Here is a 17,791-nt window from a genome sequence, read left to right as displayed (position 1 = left end):
ACATTTACTTCAAAGGACCGCCGCCACAGGGCTCTGGGCAACCCGACTCGACGCGGTCTATTTTGACCAGACCAGGATGTGATGCATAAATCGGCACCCCCCGACGGAGAATGGTGTATCGGGCGATGGCAGAATGATTGGCAAACATAGGTCTTATAAAAGGATCAAACGGAATATCTATAACAAATCCTTTAACAGGTTTGTCACCATCAATTATTTCCCTGAACGTATGCTGCGGAGTGAGTACAGGGGGAGATCCATTTAGTGTCGCAAACCCCTGCCAGACGAGTACACACACATCCTCGTCCTGGAATATATCCGCAGCCTCAGGCACTATCTCGACCTGTATTTTTTCCCCAACCCAAGGAACGGTTTTGCAATTGATATACCCCCAAAGATCTGCATTCGGAAATGCTGGCCTACGAAGCGTGGGTTTGAGAGCGTGTACTATTGTTAGTTTACGTCGGGGCGATTCATCGGGATTACCATTACTTCCCAAAAGCAGATAATAAATTTCGGCAACGCCGTCTTCTTTCATATGTTCTGCTGTGAGATCGAATTCAAACTCTGGTTTATCGTCGATATAGGTATATCTCTCGCAGAAAATTTTCGTCGTTTCTTTGTTTTGCTCCCAATAAACATAAAGCTCCGTGTAATCTTCATCTTCACCTGGAAGCGGCTTTTGAGGAAAATTTGCCCAGCGCGGTATTCTCCCTTTCGTCCCGTTAATCAAAACATCCGGCGGCACGTGGCCGTCCGGGTCTGATGAACTAATGCCATCTAATGTAAAAGGCTCCGCGGTGAGCTGATTACTCTGCTGCTCCATGTTATCTACTCTCTGCGATAATCTGCTGTGTGCACGTCAATCAACTCTGTGTTGGCCCGATTAAGCGCCGGATCCTCCCTTTTGCCTACTGTCATATCTGACAGGTTGAATGACCGCCTGTCGGAATAATAGGATGGATCACTGCAGGCGAATAACAGAGCGCTTGACGATATTTGGTTTTTCGGAGAACACTGAAACCGGTTTCAGAGCTTATCTCCGCAATATAAAAATAAGGTCTATACGCCCGTGAACGATTTTTCCGCCGCACAACGTAGCCGCGTGACCATGCTCGACGTTGCCGAACATGCCGGCGTATCCAAGGCCAGCGTCTCGCGTTTCATCGGCGATGACCGCGCGCTGCTCTCCGATGCCATTGCCCGGCGCATCGAGCAGGCGATTGATGAACTCGGCTACCGCCCCAACCAAATGGCCCGCGGCCTGAAACGCGGACGCACTCGCCTGATCGGCATGCTGGTCGCCGATATCCGCAACCCCTATTCGATTGCCGTGATGCACGGGGTGGAAACCGCCTGCCGGGCGCACGGCTACAGTCTGGTGGTGTGCAACACCGACCGCGATGACGAGCAGGAACGCCAGCATCTGGCGCTGTTGCGCTCGTACAACATCGAAGGGCTGATCGTGAACACGCTGGGCCATCACCGTGACGAATTGCACGAGCTGCGCCGCGAGATGCCTATGGTGTTGGTGGATCGCAAGGTCGACGGGCTCGACAGCGACATGGTCGGGTTGAACAACTCGCAAGCAGTAGAGATGGCGCTCGCGCACCTTGAGCAGCGCGGATATCGGGATTTATTGCTGGTCACCGAACCATTTGACGGCACCAGTTCGCGGATCGAACGGGTCAGCAGTTTTCAGGCGCAGATTGCTCAGCGCTCGACCCTGACTGGGGCGGTGCTGGAAACCGGTGATGATCTGAACGCGCAACTTCAAACCTTTTTAAACACACCCGGTGATGGCCCGAAAGCGCTGTTTTGCGCCAATGGCGTGGCGGCGTTGGCGGCAACGCATGTGCTGCGCGCGCTGGGCGTGCGTCTATTTGAAGATGTCGGGCTGATTGCCCTGGATGATCTGGATTGGTATCCGCTGGTGGGCAGCGGGATTACCGCGCTGGCGCAGCCGACGCAAGAGATAGGCGCGCGGGCGTTTGAGTGTCTGCTCAAGCGCTTGCGCGGGGATGATGAGGTGGCGCGGGTGGTGGATTTTGCGCCGGTGCTGGTTGAGCGTGGGTCGACCCGTGAGGTTGGCGGTGTCTGATCTGACGCTTTCGCGAGCAGGCTCGCTCCCACAGGTTGATCGCATTCCATTGTGGGAGCGAGCCTGCTCGCGAAAAGGCCTGCAAAAGCACCACAAATCCATCTGATATTTTTTTGAACAAAAATGAAACCGGTTTCAGAGGTCAATAACAATGAATAAACCAGCCGTTTCCATCAGTCTGTCCAGCTACGGTGCCGAGCTCGTGCGCCAGCGTGGGCAGGATTGTTTTATCGACATCCTCGCGGCAGCCGGGGCGAATCGCATCGAGTGGCGTGAAGAGCTGCTGACCCGTGAAGACCCGGCGCAACTGGCTCAGGCTACCCAGGCGCAGGGCCTGCAAAGCATTTATTCCTCACCCACCGAACTCTGGCTCGCAGGGCAAGCGCAGCCAAATCCCGAACTGATTACCGCGCTGCAGCAGGCCCAGGCATTTGGCTCGAAATGGCTGAAAGTGTCCCTCGGTTATTTCACCGACAACTCTGACTTGCAGGCACTGGCCGAGCGACTCAAGCAAAGCCCGGTGCAACTGCTGGTGGAGAACGACCAGACCTTGCACGGCGGGCGCATCGAGCCATTCCAGCGTTTCTTCGCCGCCGTTGAGCAGCACAATCTGCCGATCAAGATGACTTTCGACATCGGTAACTGGCACTGGCAGGATCAGTCCGCCGCCAGCGCCGCTCGCGCGCTGGGGCGTCATGTCGGTTACGTGCATTGCAAAGCCGTTGCGCGCCGCGCCGACGGCAAACTGATCGCCGTACCGCCGGCCATCAGCGATCTGCATCTGTGGGAACAACTGCTGCGGCACATGGACCAAGGCGTGATGCGCGCCGCTGAATACCCGCTGCAAGGCGATGACCTGGTGCAACTGACCCGCGAACACGTCGCCGCCCTCGCCCGCCTCGGTCAATCGCGCCTGGAGCCAGCCCATGTCTGAGATCGATATTCTTTCTTTCGGTGAAACCATGGCGATGCTGGTCGCCGAGCAGACCGGCGATCTGGCCAAGGTCGAGCAGTTTCACAAACGGATTGCCGGGGCCGACAGCAACGTCGCGATCGGCTTGTCGCGGCTGGGCTTCAACGTCGCATGGCTGAGCCGGGTCGGAAACGATTCGCTCGGACGCTTTGTGGTGGAAACGCTGATCAAGGAAGGTCTGGATTGCAGCCACGTTGAAGTCGATAAAAATCACCCCACCGGGTTCCAGTTCAAATCGCGCAACGACGATGGCAGCGACCCGCAGGTCGAATATTTCCGGCGCGGCTCGGCAGCCAGTCATTTGTCGCCGCACTCCATCAGCGACAACCTGCTGAGCGCCCGCCATTTGCACGCCACCGGTATTCCGCCGGCGCTGTCAGGTTCCAGCCGGGAAATGTCCTTCGAACTGATGACCCGGATGCGCAACGCCGGGCGCAGCGTGTCGTTCGACCCGAATCTGCGCCCAAGCCTGTGGGCCAGCGAGGCCGAGATGATCCGCGAGATCAACCGCCTCGCTGCCCTCGCCCACTGGGTGCTGCCGGGGTTGAGCGAGGGCCGCTTGCTCACCGGTTTCGACGACCCGGCCGACATTGCTGCGTTCTATCTGGATCAGGGCGCCGAGGCCGTGGCGATCAAGCTCGGGCCTGCGGGTGCTTATTACCGCACGCAGCTGGATCAGGGTTTCGTTGCCGGCGTGCCGGTGAGCAACGTGGTCGATACCGTGGGTGCCGGAGATGGCTTTGCGGTCGGCATGATCAGCGCCCTGCTCGAGCACCAGAGTTTTGCCGAGGCCGTGCAGCGGGCGAACTGGATTGGCAGTCGCGCGGTGCAGAGTCGTGGCGACATGGAGGGGTTGCCGACCCGCCAAGAGTTATCGATTGAATTTGAATCCGCCTTCGCGAGCAGGCTCGCGAAAAAGCCCGCCTGATCACCGCAAATCAATAAACCTGCTGCGACAAAAACAACAAGCTCAGGAGTCACACCGATGAAAACCGCTACCCTCGCCACCCGCCGCTGGTGGTACATCATGCCGATTGTGTTCATCACTTACAGCCTGGCCTATCTTGATCGCGCCAACTACGGTTTTGCCGCCGCGTCGGGCATGGCCGAAGACCTGATGATCACACCGGGTCTGTCCTCGCTGCTCGGTGCGCTGTTCTTTCTCGGTTACTTTTTCTTCCAAGTACCGGGCGCGATCTACGCGCAAAAACACAGTGTGAAGAAGTTGATTTTCGTCAGCCTGATTCTTTGGGGCGGCTTGGCTACGCTGACTGGCGTGGTATCCAACGCCTATTGGCTGATCGTCATTCGCTTCATGCTCGGCGTGGTCGAAGCGGCGGTGATGCCGGCGATGCTGGTCTATCTGTGCCATTGGTTCACCCGTGCCGAACGTTCGCGGGCCAACACCTTTCTGATCCTCGGCAACCCGGTGACCATGCTGTGGATGTCGGTGGTGTCGGGCTATCTGGTGCAGCATTTCAGCTGGCGCTGGATGTTCATCATTGAAGGTCTGCCGGCGGTGTTGTGGGCGTTTATCTGGTGGCGTCTGGCCGATGATCGACCAGCTCAGGCCAAGTGGCTCAATGAGCAGGAAAAGCACGATCTGGAAAGCGCGCTCGCCGCTGAGCAGGTCGGGATCAAGGCGGTGAAGAACTACGCCGAGGCGTTCCGTTCGCCGAAGGTGATCATCCTGGCGCTGCAGTTTTTCTGCTGGAGCATCGGCGTCTACGGTTTCGTATTGTGGCTGCCGTCGATCCTCAAGGCCGGCGCGCAAATGGACATGATCGAGGCTGGCTGGCTGTCGGCGCTGCCGTATCTGGCGGCCGTGCTGGGCATGCTCGCGGTGTCGTGGGGTTCGGACAAATTGCAGAAGCGCAAACGCTTCGTCTGGCCACCGCTGCTGATCGCTTCGATTGCGTTTTATGGCTCGTATGCCTTGGGCGCCGAACACTTCTGGTGGTCGTACACGCTGCTGGTGATTGCCGGCGCCTGCATGTACGCGCCGTATGGGCCGTTCTTCGCCATCGTCCCGGAGATCCTGCCGGCCAACGTTGCCGGTGGCGCCATGGCGCTGATCAACAGCATGGGCGCGCTCGGCTCGTTCGGCGGTTCGTATCTGGTCGGCTATCTGAACAGCTCCACCGGCTCGCCCGGTGCCTCGTACCTATTGATGAGCGGCGCGCTGCTGCTGTCGGTGGTGCTGACGATTTTCCTCAAGCCCGGCGCCAGTGATCGCGTCGTCGCCAAAGCCGTCGCCACACCGCGTGTGCCGGCGCATTCCTGAAAGGACTTTTGCCATGAAAAAACAGGTCGTGCTGTACAAGAAACTTTCGCCCGCGCTGATGGCGCGCCTGCAAGAGCAGTTTGACGTAACGCTGATCGAAAGCCTCGACGCCGATGGCCTCATGCAGTTGCGCGATGCCCTGCCCCGCGCCCACGGTTTGCTCGGGGCCAGCCTGAAACTCGATGCCGCGCTGCTGGATCTGGCGCCGCAGTTGGAGGCGATTGCCAGCGTCTCGGTGGGTGTCGACAACTACGACATCGAGTATCTGAATCGACGCAGGATTCTGCTGACCAACACCCCGGACGTGCTCACCGAAACCACCGCCGACACCGGTTTCGCCCTGATCCTCGCTGCCGCGCGGCGTGTGGTCGAACTGGCGAACATGGTCCGTGGCGGGCAGTGGAGCCGCAACATCGGCCCGGCGCATTTCGGCACCGATGTGCACGGCAAAACGCTGGGCATCATCGGCATGGGCCGCATCGGCGAAGCCTTGGCCCAGCGCGGGCATTTCGGTTTCGGCATGCCGGTGATCTACCACAGCCAGTCGCGCAAACCGGCGGTCGAGGAGCGTTTCGACGCACAGTATCGCAGCCTCGAAGAGTTGCTCCAGCAGGCCGATTTCATTTGCCTCACCTTGCCGCTGACGGCACAGACCGAACGCTTGATCGGCGCCGAGCAATTTGCGCTTATGCGGCCGGAAAGCATTTTCATCAATATCTCGCGAGGCAAGGTGGTTGATGAGGCGGCGATGATCGAGGCGTTGCGCAACAAGCGGATTCGCGCGGCAGGCCTGGATGTGTTCGAGCGCGAGCCGTTGAATCATGATTCGCCATTGTTGCAGTTGAGCAACGTGGTGGCGACGCCGCACATGGGCTCGGCGACCCATGAAACCCGGGAAGCAATGGCGCGGTGTGCGGTAGAGAATCTGTTGGCGGCGTTGAATGGACAGCGGCCGGGGAATCTGGTTAATCCTTGATACTGATCGTTCCCACGCTCAGCGTGGGAATGCAGCCCGGGACGCTCCGCGTCCCTTCCGAAAGCTGGAACGCGGAGCGTCCCTAGAGGCATTCCCACGCGGAGCGTGGGAACGATCAGCAAGGCACCGGTTCAGGCAACGCAAATCCATCAGGCACTGCGCGCCTGCAACAGCTGCACCGCACACAACGCAATCCGCGCGCAGGCATCCGCCAGTTTGACCCGATCCACCACCAGCCCGATGCGAATATGCCCCGCCGCGCTCGGCCCGAACGCTTCACCGGCCAGCACCGACACGCCATAACCTTCCAGCAAGCGCTCGGCAAACGCCTGAGCGCCAAGCCCGGTCTGGCGCACATCGACCATCACAAACATGCCGCCATCCGGGCAAATCGGCTGCAAGCCGGGGCAACCGTGCAAACGCTCGCACACCAGATCGCGGCGCAAGCGATACTCCTCGCGCATTTGCGTGACTTCCGGCAGATCGCTTTGTAGCGCCACTTGCGCGGCCTTCTGTACGAAATCCGGCAGACCGAAGAGCATGCTCAGCGACAGATTCACCAGATGCTCGGCCAAGGCTTTCGGGCCGATCATCCAGCCGATGCGCCAGCCGGTCATCGCATGGGATTTCGACAGACTGTTGATCGTTGCGGTGCGCTCGGCCATGCCCGGCAGGCTCGCCGGACTGATGTGTTCGCCTTCGTATAAAAGCTCGCTGTACACCTCATCGCTGATCAGCCACAGATCATGACGAATGCACAGCGCTGCCAGTTCCTGCCAGATCAGCAAGGACAAACTCGCGCCGCTGGGATTGTTCGGACTGTTGAGCAGCATGGCGCGCGTTCTCGGCGTGATGCGCGCAGCGACATCGGCCGGGTCGACACGGAAACCGTTATCGGGGCGCACCGGCACCGCAATCACCTTGGCACCGCAAGCGCCAAACACACCTTCGTAAGTGACGTACATCGGCTCGGCGACGATCACTTCATCGCCCGGATCGAGCAAACACTGCGCCACCGAGTAAACCGCGCATTGCGCGCCGGGCAGGACAATCACCTGATCAGGATCAACACGCTGACCACTGCGCTGGCGATGACGCTCGGCAATCAGCCTGCGCAGCTCGAACCGCCCACGCACGTCGGCGTAATGGGTGTCGCCGGCCAACAGGCTATCGATCGCGCCATGGACGATCGGCAACGGCGTATCGAAATCCGGATCGCCGACGCTCAACAACAAAACATCAACGCCCTCGGCGCGCAGTTCCAGCGCTCGGTCGTGAATCTGCCAGGCAGCGGCACCCTCCCCGGCGATTCGTTGGGTCAAGGCTGAATAGCGCATGTACGTCTCCTGTTAGCGCGGTTTCCAGCCTTCACCGTATCTCAAATCACGAAACGCGCCACCATGGCATTCAAATCCACTGCCAGCCGCGACAGTTCGTGGGTCGCGGCACTGGTCTGATTGGCGCCGGCGGCCGATTGCGTGGCGAGGTCGCGGATGTTGACCAGGTTGCGATCGACTTCGCGCGAGACTTGCGCCTGCTCTTCCGACGCACTGGCGATGACCAGGTTGCGTTCGTTGATCTGGTGAATCGATTGCGTGATCTGCTCCAGCGCCACGCCGGCCGCGCGGGCCATTTCCAATGTGGTCTGGGTGCGCTGATTGCTTTGCTGCATCGAGGAGACAGCTTCACCGGTACCGTTCTGGATGCCGGCAACCATTTTTTCGATTTCCTGGGTCGACTGCGCGGTGCGATGGGCCAAGGCGCGCACTTCGTCCGCCACCACGGCAAAACCACGGCCAGCCTCGCCGGCGCGCGCCGCTTCAATCGCAGCATTGAGCGCCAGAAGATTGGTCTGCTCGGCGATCGCGCGAATCACGTCCAGCACCTTGCCGATGTCACGACCTTGCGCGGCGAGGCCTTCGATCATCTGCGCGGTGTTTTGCACGTCGTGGGTCATGGTCTGGATCGCGTCGACGGTTTTCACCACTTGATCGCGACCTTCGCGGGCGGCGTGGGTCGACTGATTGGAAGCTTCAGAAGTCGAAACGGCGTTGCGCGCCACTTCTTCCACCGCAGCGGTCATCTCGTTGACGGCCGTGGCGGCCTGTTCGATTTCGTTGTTCTGCTGCTGCAGCCCGCGCGACGCTTCTTCAGTGACGGCGCTGAGTTCTTCGGCAGCGGCGCCCAGTTGCGTGGCAGAGCCGGCGATCTGCTCGATGGTTTTGCGCAGGTTGGTCTGCATCGCGGCCAGGGCTTCGAGCAGGCGCGCCGGTTCGTCCTTGCCGTCGACTTCGATGGCTTTACTGAGGTCACCGCCGGCAATGGTTTGCGCAGCGAGCACGGCGCGGTTGAGTGGTGTGACGATGCTGCGGGTCAGCAACCAGGCGAGCAACACGGTGGCCAGCGCTGCGATCACCGCGACGATGATGATCCCGATGATGGCGCTGTCATAGTTTTCACTGGCTTGCGTCGCCGCTGCTTTCGCCCCCGCCGTATTCATGCCGATCAACTTGTTGAGCTGTTCGCCCATTTGATCGGTGCCTTCCTTGATACGGGTGTTGATCAAGGCACGCATTGCTTCCAGATCGCCCTGGCGCGACAGCTCAAGCATCCGGTTCTGGGCTTGCAGATAGTTATCGAGGGTGGTCGAAAACGTCTGGAAAACGGCGTGCTCTTCAGGACCTGCCGGCAACGCAGCGTAGCTGGCCTGAGCTTTGCGCACCTTGTCGACCAGCACCGCGATGCGGGTTTCTGCCTCTTGCAGGCTGGCCGGTTCGCGATTGACCAGCACACGGAACGAGAGAATGCGCATGCGCAAGACGTTTTCCGTGACCACACTGAGGTGGGTCACGCTAGGCAATTGGTTGGTGTCCATGTCGACCGACGCCTGACGAATGACCGTCATGCGGCTGACGGCGAACACGCCGAGGACAATCACCAGCAAGGCGATAAAGGCAAAACCGAGGAAAGCACGGGGCGCGATATTCAGGTTACGCAGGGACATGGTCGGACTCTCGAAAGAAAGAAACTACGAGCGTCCATGCCGTGAGCACTGGCCCATAGCGGGCGACAGTCCGGCGGCACTGAATTGTGGTTTTGTGTGCGCCTGACCGTTGTATCGGCCAGGCTTGAGGAAGGTTTCGGGTCTGCGGTAAATATTTTTCAGGCTGAGGCGAGTTGCCAGACCCGAGCAATATCGGTGGCGCGTTCACGCAGCAGGCGCGGTGCTTCGGCGCAGGCTTGCTCCAGTGTCATCGGTCCGCTGGTCACGGCGAATGCAGCGTCGATGCCGTGTTGATAGAGTTCCTGGTAGCCCTCGCCCAAGGTCCCGGCGATCACAATCACCGGCACGGCGTGCTGTTTGGCAACTCGCGCAACACCGAACGGCGTTTTGCCGCGAAGGGTTTGTGCATCGAAGCGGCCTTCTCCGGTAATCACCAGATCCGCACCTTTGACCGCGTCAGCGAGCCCGACCAGTTCCGCTACCACCTCGACGCCCGCCTGAAACTGCGCACCGAGAAAAGCCTTGGCCGCAAACCCCAGACCACCCGCCGCGCCGCTGCCCGGTTCATCGCGCACGTCTTTGCCCAATGCTTGCGCGCAGAGTTCGGCAAAGTGCCCCAGCGCCTGATCGAGTTGCTCAACCTGCGCAGGCGACGCGCCCTTCTGAGGGCCGAAAATGGCCGAGGCGCCGTGAGGGCCGCAGAGCGGATTGTTAACGTCGGCGGCGATGTCGAAACGCACATCGGCCAGACGTCGATCAAGTCCACTCAGGTCCAATCGCGCCAGTTGCGCCAAGGCCAGGCCGCCGGGTACCAGCGACTGATTCTGCGCATCCAGCAACTTCACCCCCAGCGCCTGCATCGCCCCGGCGCCGGCGTCATTGGTCGCGCTGCCGCCGATCGCCAGGATCACTCGTTGCGCGCCGGCATCCAGCGCTGCACGAATCAATTCACCCGTGCCAAACGTGCTGCTGATGCAGGCATCGCGCTGTCCCGGCGGGACCAGTTGCAGACCGCTGGCCTCGGCCATTTCGATGATCGCGGTGTGGTTGTGCGGTAGCCAACCCCAAGCAGCATCGACCGGCGCACCCAGTGGACCGCGCACGCGGGTGCGGCGTAACTCACCTTCGCAGGCTGCGAGAATCGACTCGACCGTGCCTTCGCCGCCATCGGCCATCGGGCATTTGATCAGCGTTGCCTGCGGCCAGACCTGCGCCAGTCCGAGGGCGATGGCTTCGGCAACGCCTTGGGCACTCAGGCTGTCCTTGAACGAGTCGGGGGCGATGACGATTTTCATGGGAATTCTCCGGTTGCAGTGGCATTCATGCTGCCAGTCGGCCTGCGCCTTGACGCCGGTCGAGTGCACAAGTGGCGTCGGCGTTTATTGTTCATTTCCACAAAAGATATGTGTTGGTCGTGCCGGCCTCATCGCTGGCAAGCCAGCTCCCACAGGGTTCTGCGGTGAATATGGAAGTTATGAACGCCTTCTGACCTGTGGGAGCTGGCTTGCCAGCGATGGCGGCCTCAAGGACAACTCATGTCAATGGATCAGTCTGCGGCAACAGCTGCACCCCCAGATACAACGCCAGCATCCCGTCCAGCTTCAACGGATCAACCCCGCTCAACTCGGCAATCCGCTCCATGCGATAACGCAGACTATTGCGATGAATGCCCAACGCCTCGGCACAGGCCTGGCTCTGCCCGTCGTGCTCGCACCAACTGCGCAGGGTCGCCAGCAACTGGCCGTTGCTGTCCTTGGCGATGACTTTGCGCAGCGGCTTGAGCAGTTCGTCCAGCGCATCATCGTTGCGGTGACGCCATAGCATGACCGGCAAGCGATAACGATTGAGCGTCAGCAGTCTCGAATTCGGCAGCACGTCACGACCATAAGCGAGCAAATCGCCGACCCGTCGATAACAGCGTCGTAACCCGGCCAGGCCATCCGCCTGCCCGCCGACGGCGATGCGCAAAATCTTCCAGCCGAGGCCATCGAGCTTTTCCAGCAGGCGATCGTGCTCGACGTTCTGGCTCGCCGGGCGACACCACAACAGCGACGACTTCGCCGAACTCACGCACCAACTGTCCGGATAACGCGAGGTCAGCCATGCACTCAGAGCCTCGACGGTTTGCCCCGGCCCGTGCTCAAGCCCCAGTTCAAACAGATACGGCACCCGGGTCAATTGCGGCTTGAGCCCAAGCTGCTGCGCCTCATCGATCAGACGCGGCGAATCCCCCGCCTCGCTCAGCAGCAACGCCAGCAGATCATCGCAACGCTGCCGTCGCCACTGTTGCTCGGCCTGCTGGTTGCGCTGGCCGACCAGCATTTCTGCGGTCATGCGCACCAGCTCGGCGTAGGTGCGCAATTGCTCCGGCTCGCCAGTGATGCCAAGCACGCCGATCAAGCGCTGATCGAGCAACAGCGGCAGGTTGATGCCCGGTTGCACGCCTTTGAGGTGCACCGCCGTCTGCGCATCGATTTCCACCACGCGCCCGTTGGCCAGCACCAGTTGCGCACCTTCATGCCGGGTGTTGATGCGTTCCGGTTCACCGCTGCCGAGGATCAGGCCCTGGCTGTCCATGACATTGACGTTGTACGGCAAAATGGCCATGGCCCGGTCGACGATGTCCTGGGCAAGGTCGTGATCGAGTTCGAACATAGCGGCGGCAATCCTTCATTTCAGGCACGGACGGTTGTTCAGCCGCACAGGGTCTGGCGGCAAACCCTGTGCTCAGGCACAAAGACAATCCGGCCAAAGGTGGCCGAGACTCTCAGGGCGATCAACGTTACCCTTTGCATCGCAAAAAATCATAATAAAGAGAGAGCCGCTATGTCGCAGAGCGCCGCAGCTACCCAGACCATCGACGACGGTAAAAACGCCGTCTACAAACGCATCACCCTGCGTTTGATTCCCTTCATTTTCATCTGCTACCTGTTCAACTACCTCGACCGGGTCAACGTCGGCTTCGCCAAATTGCAGATGCTCGACGCACTGAAATTCAGCGAAACGGTGTACGGCCTCGGCGCCGGGATTTTCTTCATCGGTTATGTGCTGTGCGGCGTGCCGAGCAACCTGGCATTGACCCGCTTCGGTCCTCGGCGCTGGATTGCCTTGATGATGATCACCTGGGGCACGCTGTCGACCTGCCTGTTGTTCGTCACCACCCCGACCGAGTTCTACACCCTGCGCTTTTTCACCGGTGCCGCTGAAGCCGGGTTCTTCCCGGGCGTCGTGCTGTATCTCTCCCAGTGGTTCCCGACCTTCCGCCGTGGCCGGATCATGGCGTTGTTCATGTCGGCAATTCCGGTGTCGGGCCTGCTTGGCAGCCCGTTTTCCGGCTGGATTCTCAACCACTTCGCCGCCGGCCAAGGTGGCCTGGCCGGCTGGCAGTGGATGTTCCTCCTGCAAGGCATTCCGACCGTGATCCTCGGTGCGCTGGCGTATTTCCTGTTGAGCGACAGCTTTGCCAACGCCAAATGGCTGACCGCCCACGAACGTTCGGTGCTCGAAGCCGACCACGCCGAAGACCTCGCCAACAAACCGAAAACGGCCACCGACTCGCTGCTTGCGGTGTTCAAGAACCCAGCGATCTGGGCCTTTGGTCTGATCTATTTCTGCATCCAGAGCGGCGTGTACGCGATCAACTTCTGGCTGCCGTCGATCATCAAGAACCTCGGCTTCAGCGACAACCTGGTGATCGGCTGGCTGAGTGCGATTCCGTATCTGCTCGCGGCGGTGTTCATGCTGGTCGTCGGGCGCTCGGCGGACTTGCGCAAGGAGCGCCGCTGGCACTTGGTGGTGCCGATGCTGATGGGCGCGATCGGGCTGGTGATCGCGGTGAATTTCGCGGCCAATCCGGCGATTGCGATTCTCGGCCTGACCATCGCGACCATGGGTGCACTGACCGGTCTGCCGATGTTCTGGCCGGTGCCGACCGCCATGCTGAGCGCGGGCGCGGCGGCTGGCGGCTTGGCGTTGATCAACTCGATGGGGCAGATGGCCGGGTTCCTCAGCCCGTACCTGGTGGGTTGGGTCAAGGACAGCACTGGCTCGACGGATGCGGCGTTGTACGTGCTGGCGGCGGTGATCGTCGGCGGGAGTCTGCTGGCGTTGCGGATGACGCGGACGTTGCGGGCTTAATCAGAAGCACAGATCAAAAGATCGCAGCCTTCGGCAACTACTGTGGAATGCGTTCCCTGTAGGAACTGCCGAAGGTTGCGATCTTTTGCGTTTAAGCGATGCAATCATGCATAGCGCCAGCCGACGCAACATCTATGCTGAATCTGCCGGCCTCTTCGCGAGCAGGCTCGCGCCCACAGGATCTTTGGCTCCTAGATGTGGGAAATAATGAGCATCCGCTCAATATTCAGCACAAAAACCACGTATCCTGCGCGCCCCGTCCAACCATCACGTCGCGAGGACAGTTTGTCTAAAGGTATCGCTCTATCGGTTTCAGCCTCCGTGCTGTTTGCCGTCATGTATTACTACACGTCGCTGCTGACGCCTCTGAGCGGCGTGGAAATCTTCGGCTGGCGCATGCTCCTGACCGTGCCGTGCATGACCGTGTTCATGCTGGTTTCAGGGGAATGGCGGCGGGTGCTGGAGCTGCTCCGATTGATGGCGGCCAGGCCGAAGCTGATCGCCGGGCTGCTGGTTTCTTCCGCCCTGCTCGGGGTTCAGCTGTGGCTGTTCATGTGGGCACCGCTCAATGACTACAGCCTGGATGTATCGCTGGGTTATTTCCTCTTGCCACTGGCGATGGTGCTGACCGGGCGGATTGCCTATGGCGAGAGCCTGTCTTACCTGCAAAAAATCGCGGTATTTTTCGCCAGTCTTGGCGTGTTGAACGAGCTGTATCAGGTTGGCGGCTTTTCCTGGGCGACGCTGGTGGTCGTGGTCGGTTATCCGCTGTATTTCGTACTGCGCAAATACCTGAAAACCGACAACCTCGGTGGCCTGTGGGTCGACATGACCCTGATGCTGCCGGTCGCCTACTGGTTTGTGCAGGGCGGCGAACAGGGCCTTGCCGTGTTCGATCAATATCCGGGGCTGATGTGGCTGATTCCGCTGCTCGGCCTGATCAGTGCGTCTGCGCTGGTGGTGTACATCATCGCCAGCCGCTTGCTGCCGTTCAGTCTGTTTGGGTTGTTGAGTTATGTCGAACCGGTGTTGTTGCTCGCGGTGGCGTTGTTGCTGGGAGAGAGCATCAAGTCAGGCGAGTGGCTGACTTACATCCCGATCTGGCTGGCGGTTGTGGTGCTGGTGTTCGAGGGCTTCAAACACTTGACGCGCCAACGCCGCTCTTGAATGCAACACAAGACAAATGTGGGAGCGAGCTTGCTCGCGAAGTCGTCAGACCAGTCAACATGACTGTTGAATGAAAGTCCGCATTCGCGAGCAGGCTCGCTCCCACAGGTTTTGTATGAAGCAAAAAAATCCCGGCCCTGCATTTCTGCAGGCCGGGATTTTTTCATTTCAGATTACTCGGTGGTCAACACACCACGACGCACCTGGTCACGCTCGATCGATTCGAACAGGGCCTTGAAGTTGCCCTCGCCGAAACCGTCGTCGCCCTTGCGCTGGATGAATTCGAAGAACACCGGCCCCATCAGGGTTTCCGAGAAGATCTGCAGCAGCAGACGCTTGTCGCCCTGCTCCGATGCGCCATCGAGCAGGATGCCGCGTGACTGCAGCTGATCGACCGGCTCGCCGTGGTTCGGCAGGCGACCTTCGAGCATTTCGTAGTAGGTATCCGGCGGCGCGGTCATGAAGCGCATGCCGATTTTCTTCAGTTGATCCCAGGTCTTGATCAGGTCGTCGGTGAGGAACGCGACGTGCTGGATACCCTCACCGTTGAACTGCATCAGGAACTCTTCGATCTGCCCGGCGCCCTTGGACGACTCTTCGTTGAGCGGGATGCGGATCATGCCATCCGGTGCGGTCATGGCCTTCGAGGTCAGGCCGGTGTATTCGCCTTTGATGTCGAAGTAACGGATTTCACGGAAGTTGAACAGCTTCTCGTAGAAGTTCGCCCAATAGGCCATGCGACCGCGATAAACGTTGTGGGTCAGGTGGTCGATGATCTTCAGGCCAGCGCCAACCGGGTTGCGATCAACACCTTCGATGAACACGAAGTCGATGTCGTAGATCGAGCTGCCTTCGCCGAAACGGTCGATCAGGTACAGCGGCGCGCCGCCAATGCCTTTGATTGCCGGCAGGTTCAGTTCCATCGGACCGGTCTCGATGTGAATCGGCTGGGCGCCGAGCTCCAGCGCGCGCGAGTAGGCTTTCTGCGAATCCTTCACGCGAAACGCCATGCCGCAAACGGACGGGCCGTGTTCGGCGGCGAAGTACGAGGCGACGCTGTTGGGTTCGTTATTGAGGATCAGGTTGATTGCGCCCTGACGATACAGGTGCACGTTCTTGGAACGGTGGGTCGCGACTTTGGTGAAGCCCATGATCTCGAAGATCGGCTCCAGTGTGCCAGGAGTCGGCGCTGCGAACTCGATGAATTCAAAGCCCATCAGGCCCATTGGGTTTTCGTATAAATCTGCCATGGTGACGCCTCATCATTTCTTATCAATTAACCAGGGTTATTTGTCAGGAAAGTGATGTGGAGGGCGGCGCACAGGAGATGCCACGCACGCTGCGCGCGAGGAAGTCTCCGTAGATCAGTTGAAACCCGAATATCTTCATTGTCGACCCAAGGCTCTTGCGGGCGAGGCTTCTGCTGCCAGAAGACGATTATTATTGTATGCGTAAATCGATTCTACACAGCGTAACGGGACCTGTCTGCCCTCTGTATAAAATCCGCTTTTTTTCGTACGGCGCAAGAGCCATCTGCGATCTATTCTCCCTCTGGCTCAATTGTTTATCGGGTCGGATTTCTAGACCACAGGATGTGTCCATGCCGCTGACCCGTCGAACCCGCCGCAAACGCAGGACCCGCATCGTCGTGACTGTGCTCAGCGGTCTGCTGCCGATCGTACTGGGCAGTGGGATTCTTTATATGCAGGCAGAACGCACACTGCAGCAAAGTGCCGGGGAGACGGCCGAACAAGCGCTGCGACAGTTCGATCTGATGCTCGATAACACGGCAGAAGCCGCTCGGGTCCTGCTGCCGCTTGCCGGAAAAAATTGCGAAGAGGTGAAACTGGCCCTGCGCGAACAAGTGACCCGCCGCCCCTTCGTGCGCTCAACCAATCTGGTCTGGGACAACAATCTCTACTGCAGCTCACTCTTCGGGGCGTTCCAGGAAGCCGTCAATGCCGGGGACTATCATCAAGGCAAACTGTGGTTGATGAACGGCAATCCGGTGACGCCCGATACGGCATTGTTGATCTACCGCCTCAGCGACGGTCGTGGCGGCGCGCTGACCACGCTTGATGGTTATCACCTGAGCAACATCCTGCGCCTGATCGGCCGCCAGACATTACTGATGTTGCAAGTGGGCCATAACTGGCTGTCCGCCGACGGCAAAGTTCATCAGGGATCACTGCCTGCCCCGCCGGTCGCGCACAGCCTGCTGGAATCCAAGCGTTACGGTTTCAAAGTGTCGGCGGGTTTCCCCCAGGGCGAAGTCCGGCGTTACATGGCGGCTGAATATCCTCCGCTGTTCAGTCTGTTGATTTTCTTCGGAGCAATCTCCGGTGCCATTGGCCACTTCGTTCAGAAGCGATCGACCTCGCCCAGCCACGAAATGATGCGCGCACTTGAGGCCGGGGAATTCATTCCGTACTTCCAGCCCGTGGTTCACGGCGACAGCAAGCGATGGTCGGGTGCCGAAGTGCTGATGCGCTGGAATCACCCGAAAGAGGGCCTCGTACGCCCGGATCTGTTCATTCCATTTGCCGAGCATTCAGGCTTGATCGTGCCGATGACTCGCGCGCTGATGCAACAGACTGCCGCCCTGCTGGGACCGCATTCTGCGGCCTTCGCCAAACCTTTCCATATCGGCATCAACATCAGCGCCAGCCACTGCCAGGATCTGGAGCTGGTCGAAGATTGTCGGGACCTCTTGGCGGCGTTTGCGCCCGGCAGCGTCGAACTGGTACTGGAATTGACGGAGCGCGAACTGATCGAGCCGAACGACATCACGCTTCAGTTGTTTGAGCAATTGCACGCACTTGGAGTGAAAATCGCAATCGACGACTTTGGTACCGGACACTCGAGCCTTGGTTATCTGCGCACCTTCAACGTCGACTTTCTAAAGATCGATCAGAGCTTCGTGGCCATGATCGGCGTAGACGCGCTATCGAGGCATATTCTCGACTCCATCATTGAACTGTCGGCCAAACTGGACTTGGGCATTGTTGCCGAAGGTGTCGAAACTCAGGCCCAGGCTGATTACCTGACCGAGCATAACGTTAACTTTTTGCAGGGCTATTTGTACGGTAGACCGATGCCTGGCGCTGATTTCCTCGAAGCATTAACTCATCATTAAATCGCCGACACTG

14 protein-coding genes are annotated in these 17,791 nt (G+C 59.5%); 8 read left to right on the top strand and 6 right to left on the bottom strand.

The features are described from left to right. Positions 1–4 precede the first annotated feature (4 nt). Positions 5–826, bottom strand: coding sequence for a hypothetical protein (locus tag BXA01_RS01175; protein WP_076562685.1), 822 nt, complete (start codon positions 824–826; stop codon positions 5–7). 246 nt (positions 827–1,072) lie between these two features. Here BXA01_RS01175 and BXA01_RS01170 point away from each other — a divergent pair, with 246 nt between their 5' ends. The 5 genes from BXA01_RS01170 to BXA01_RS01150 all read left to right on the top strand — a co-directional run bounded on the left by BXA01_RS01170 (position 1,073) and on the right by BXA01_RS01150 (position 6,334). After that, entirely contained in the window at positions 1,073–2,101 is a 1,029-nt protein-coding gene (locus BXA01_RS01170) for a LacI family DNA-binding transcriptional regulator (RefSeq protein WP_076562683.1), read from the top strand. 151 nt (positions 2,102–2,252) lie between these two features. Continuing rightward, a complete protein-coding gene (locus BXA01_RS01165; protein ID WP_076562681.1) occupies positions 2,253–3,035 on the top strand; it encodes a sugar phosphate isomerase/epimerase family protein in 783 nt (260 codons plus the stop codon). After that, on the top strand, positions 3,028–4,002 hold the full coding sequence (locus tag BXA01_RS01160; RefSeq protein ID WP_076562679.1) for a sugar kinase: 975 nt from the start codon (positions 3,028–3,030) through the stop codon (positions 4,000–4,002). Before BXA01_RS01165 ends, BXA01_RS01160 begins: the two co-directional genes overlap by 8 nt. A gap of 57 nt (positions 4,003–4,059) precedes the next feature. Then, positions 4,060–5,358, top strand: coding sequence for an MFS transporter (locus BXA01_RS01155; RefSeq protein ID WP_076562678.1), 1,299 nt, complete (start codon positions 4,060–4,062; stop codon positions 5,356–5,358). A 13-nt stretch (positions 5,359–5,371) separates the two neighbouring features. Beyond that, the gene (locus BXA01_RS01150; protein WP_076562676.1) at positions 5,372–6,334 is read left to right on the top strand and encodes a 2-hydroxyacid dehydrogenase; all 963 of its coding nucleotides are present in this window, start codon (positions 5,372–5,374) and stop codon (positions 6,332–6,334) included. 149 nt (positions 6,335–6,483) lie between these two features. On the opposite strand, the gene BXA01_RS01145 is transcribed toward BXA01_RS01150, so the two are convergent. The 4 genes from BXA01_RS01145 to BXA01_RS01130 form a co-directional block, all read right to left on the bottom strand. After that, the gene (locus tag BXA01_RS01145; protein ID WP_076562674.1) at positions 6,484–7,671 is read right to left on the bottom strand and encodes a pyridoxal phosphate-dependent aminotransferase; all 1,188 of its coding nucleotides are present in this window, start codon (positions 7,669–7,671) and stop codon (positions 6,484–6,486) included. Between the two features lie 41 nt (positions 7,672–7,712). Further along, entirely contained in the window at positions 7,713–9,338 is a 1,626-nt protein-coding gene (locus BXA01_RS01140; protein ID WP_076562672.1) for a methyl-accepting chemotaxis protein, read from the bottom strand. 158 nt (positions 9,339–9,496) lie between these two features. Beyond that, positions 9,497–10,633, bottom strand: a complete 1,137-nt coding sequence (locus tag BXA01_RS01135) for a glycerate kinase (protein ID WP_076562671.1) — start codon at positions 10,631–10,633, stop codon at positions 9,497–9,499. 238 nt (positions 10,634–10,871) lie between these two features. Then, positions 10,872–11,993, bottom strand: coding sequence for a sugar diacid recognition domain-containing protein (locus tag BXA01_RS01130; RefSeq protein ID WP_076562669.1), 1,122 nt, complete (start codon positions 11,991–11,993; stop codon positions 10,872–10,874). A gap of 171 nt (positions 11,994–12,164) precedes the next feature. Here BXA01_RS01130 and BXA01_RS01125 point away from each other — a divergent pair, with 171 nt between their 5' ends. Then, entirely contained in the window at positions 12,165–13,475 is a 1,311-nt protein-coding gene (locus BXA01_RS01125; RefSeq protein ID WP_073476652.1) for an MFS transporter, read from the top strand. Positions 13,476–13,760: 285 nt separating this feature from the next. Further along, positions 13,761–14,642, top strand: coding sequence for an EamA family transporter RarD (rarD, locus tag BXA01_RS01120; protein ID WP_076562668.1), 882 nt, complete (start codon positions 13,761–13,763; stop codon positions 14,640–14,642). A 173-nt stretch (positions 14,643–14,815) separates the two neighbouring features. On the opposite strand, the gene hppD is transcribed toward rarD, so the two are convergent. Further along, entirely contained in the window at positions 14,816–15,892 is a 1,077-nt protein-coding gene (gene hppD / locus BXA01_RS01115) for a 4-hydroxyphenylpyruvate dioxygenase (protein ID WP_016774910.1), read from the bottom strand. A 350-nt stretch (positions 15,893–16,242) separates the two neighbouring features. Between hppD and BXA01_RS01110 the strand changes: the two genes are divergently transcribed. Next, positions 16,243–17,778 (top strand): EAL domain-containing protein, encoded by a 1,536-nt coding sequence (locus BXA01_RS01110; protein WP_076562666.1) that lies wholly within the window; start codon positions 16,243–16,245, stop codon positions 17,776–17,778. Positions 17,779–17,791 lie beyond the last annotated feature (13 nt).

It is taken from the genome of Pseudomonas sp. B10, assembly GCF_900156235.1.
Taxonomy (GTDB): domain Bacteria; phylum Pseudomonadota; class Gammaproteobacteria; order Pseudomonadales; family Pseudomonadaceae; genus Aquipseudomonas; species Aquipseudomonas siliginis.
This window is presented reverse-complemented; position numbering and strand designations above follow the sequence as displayed.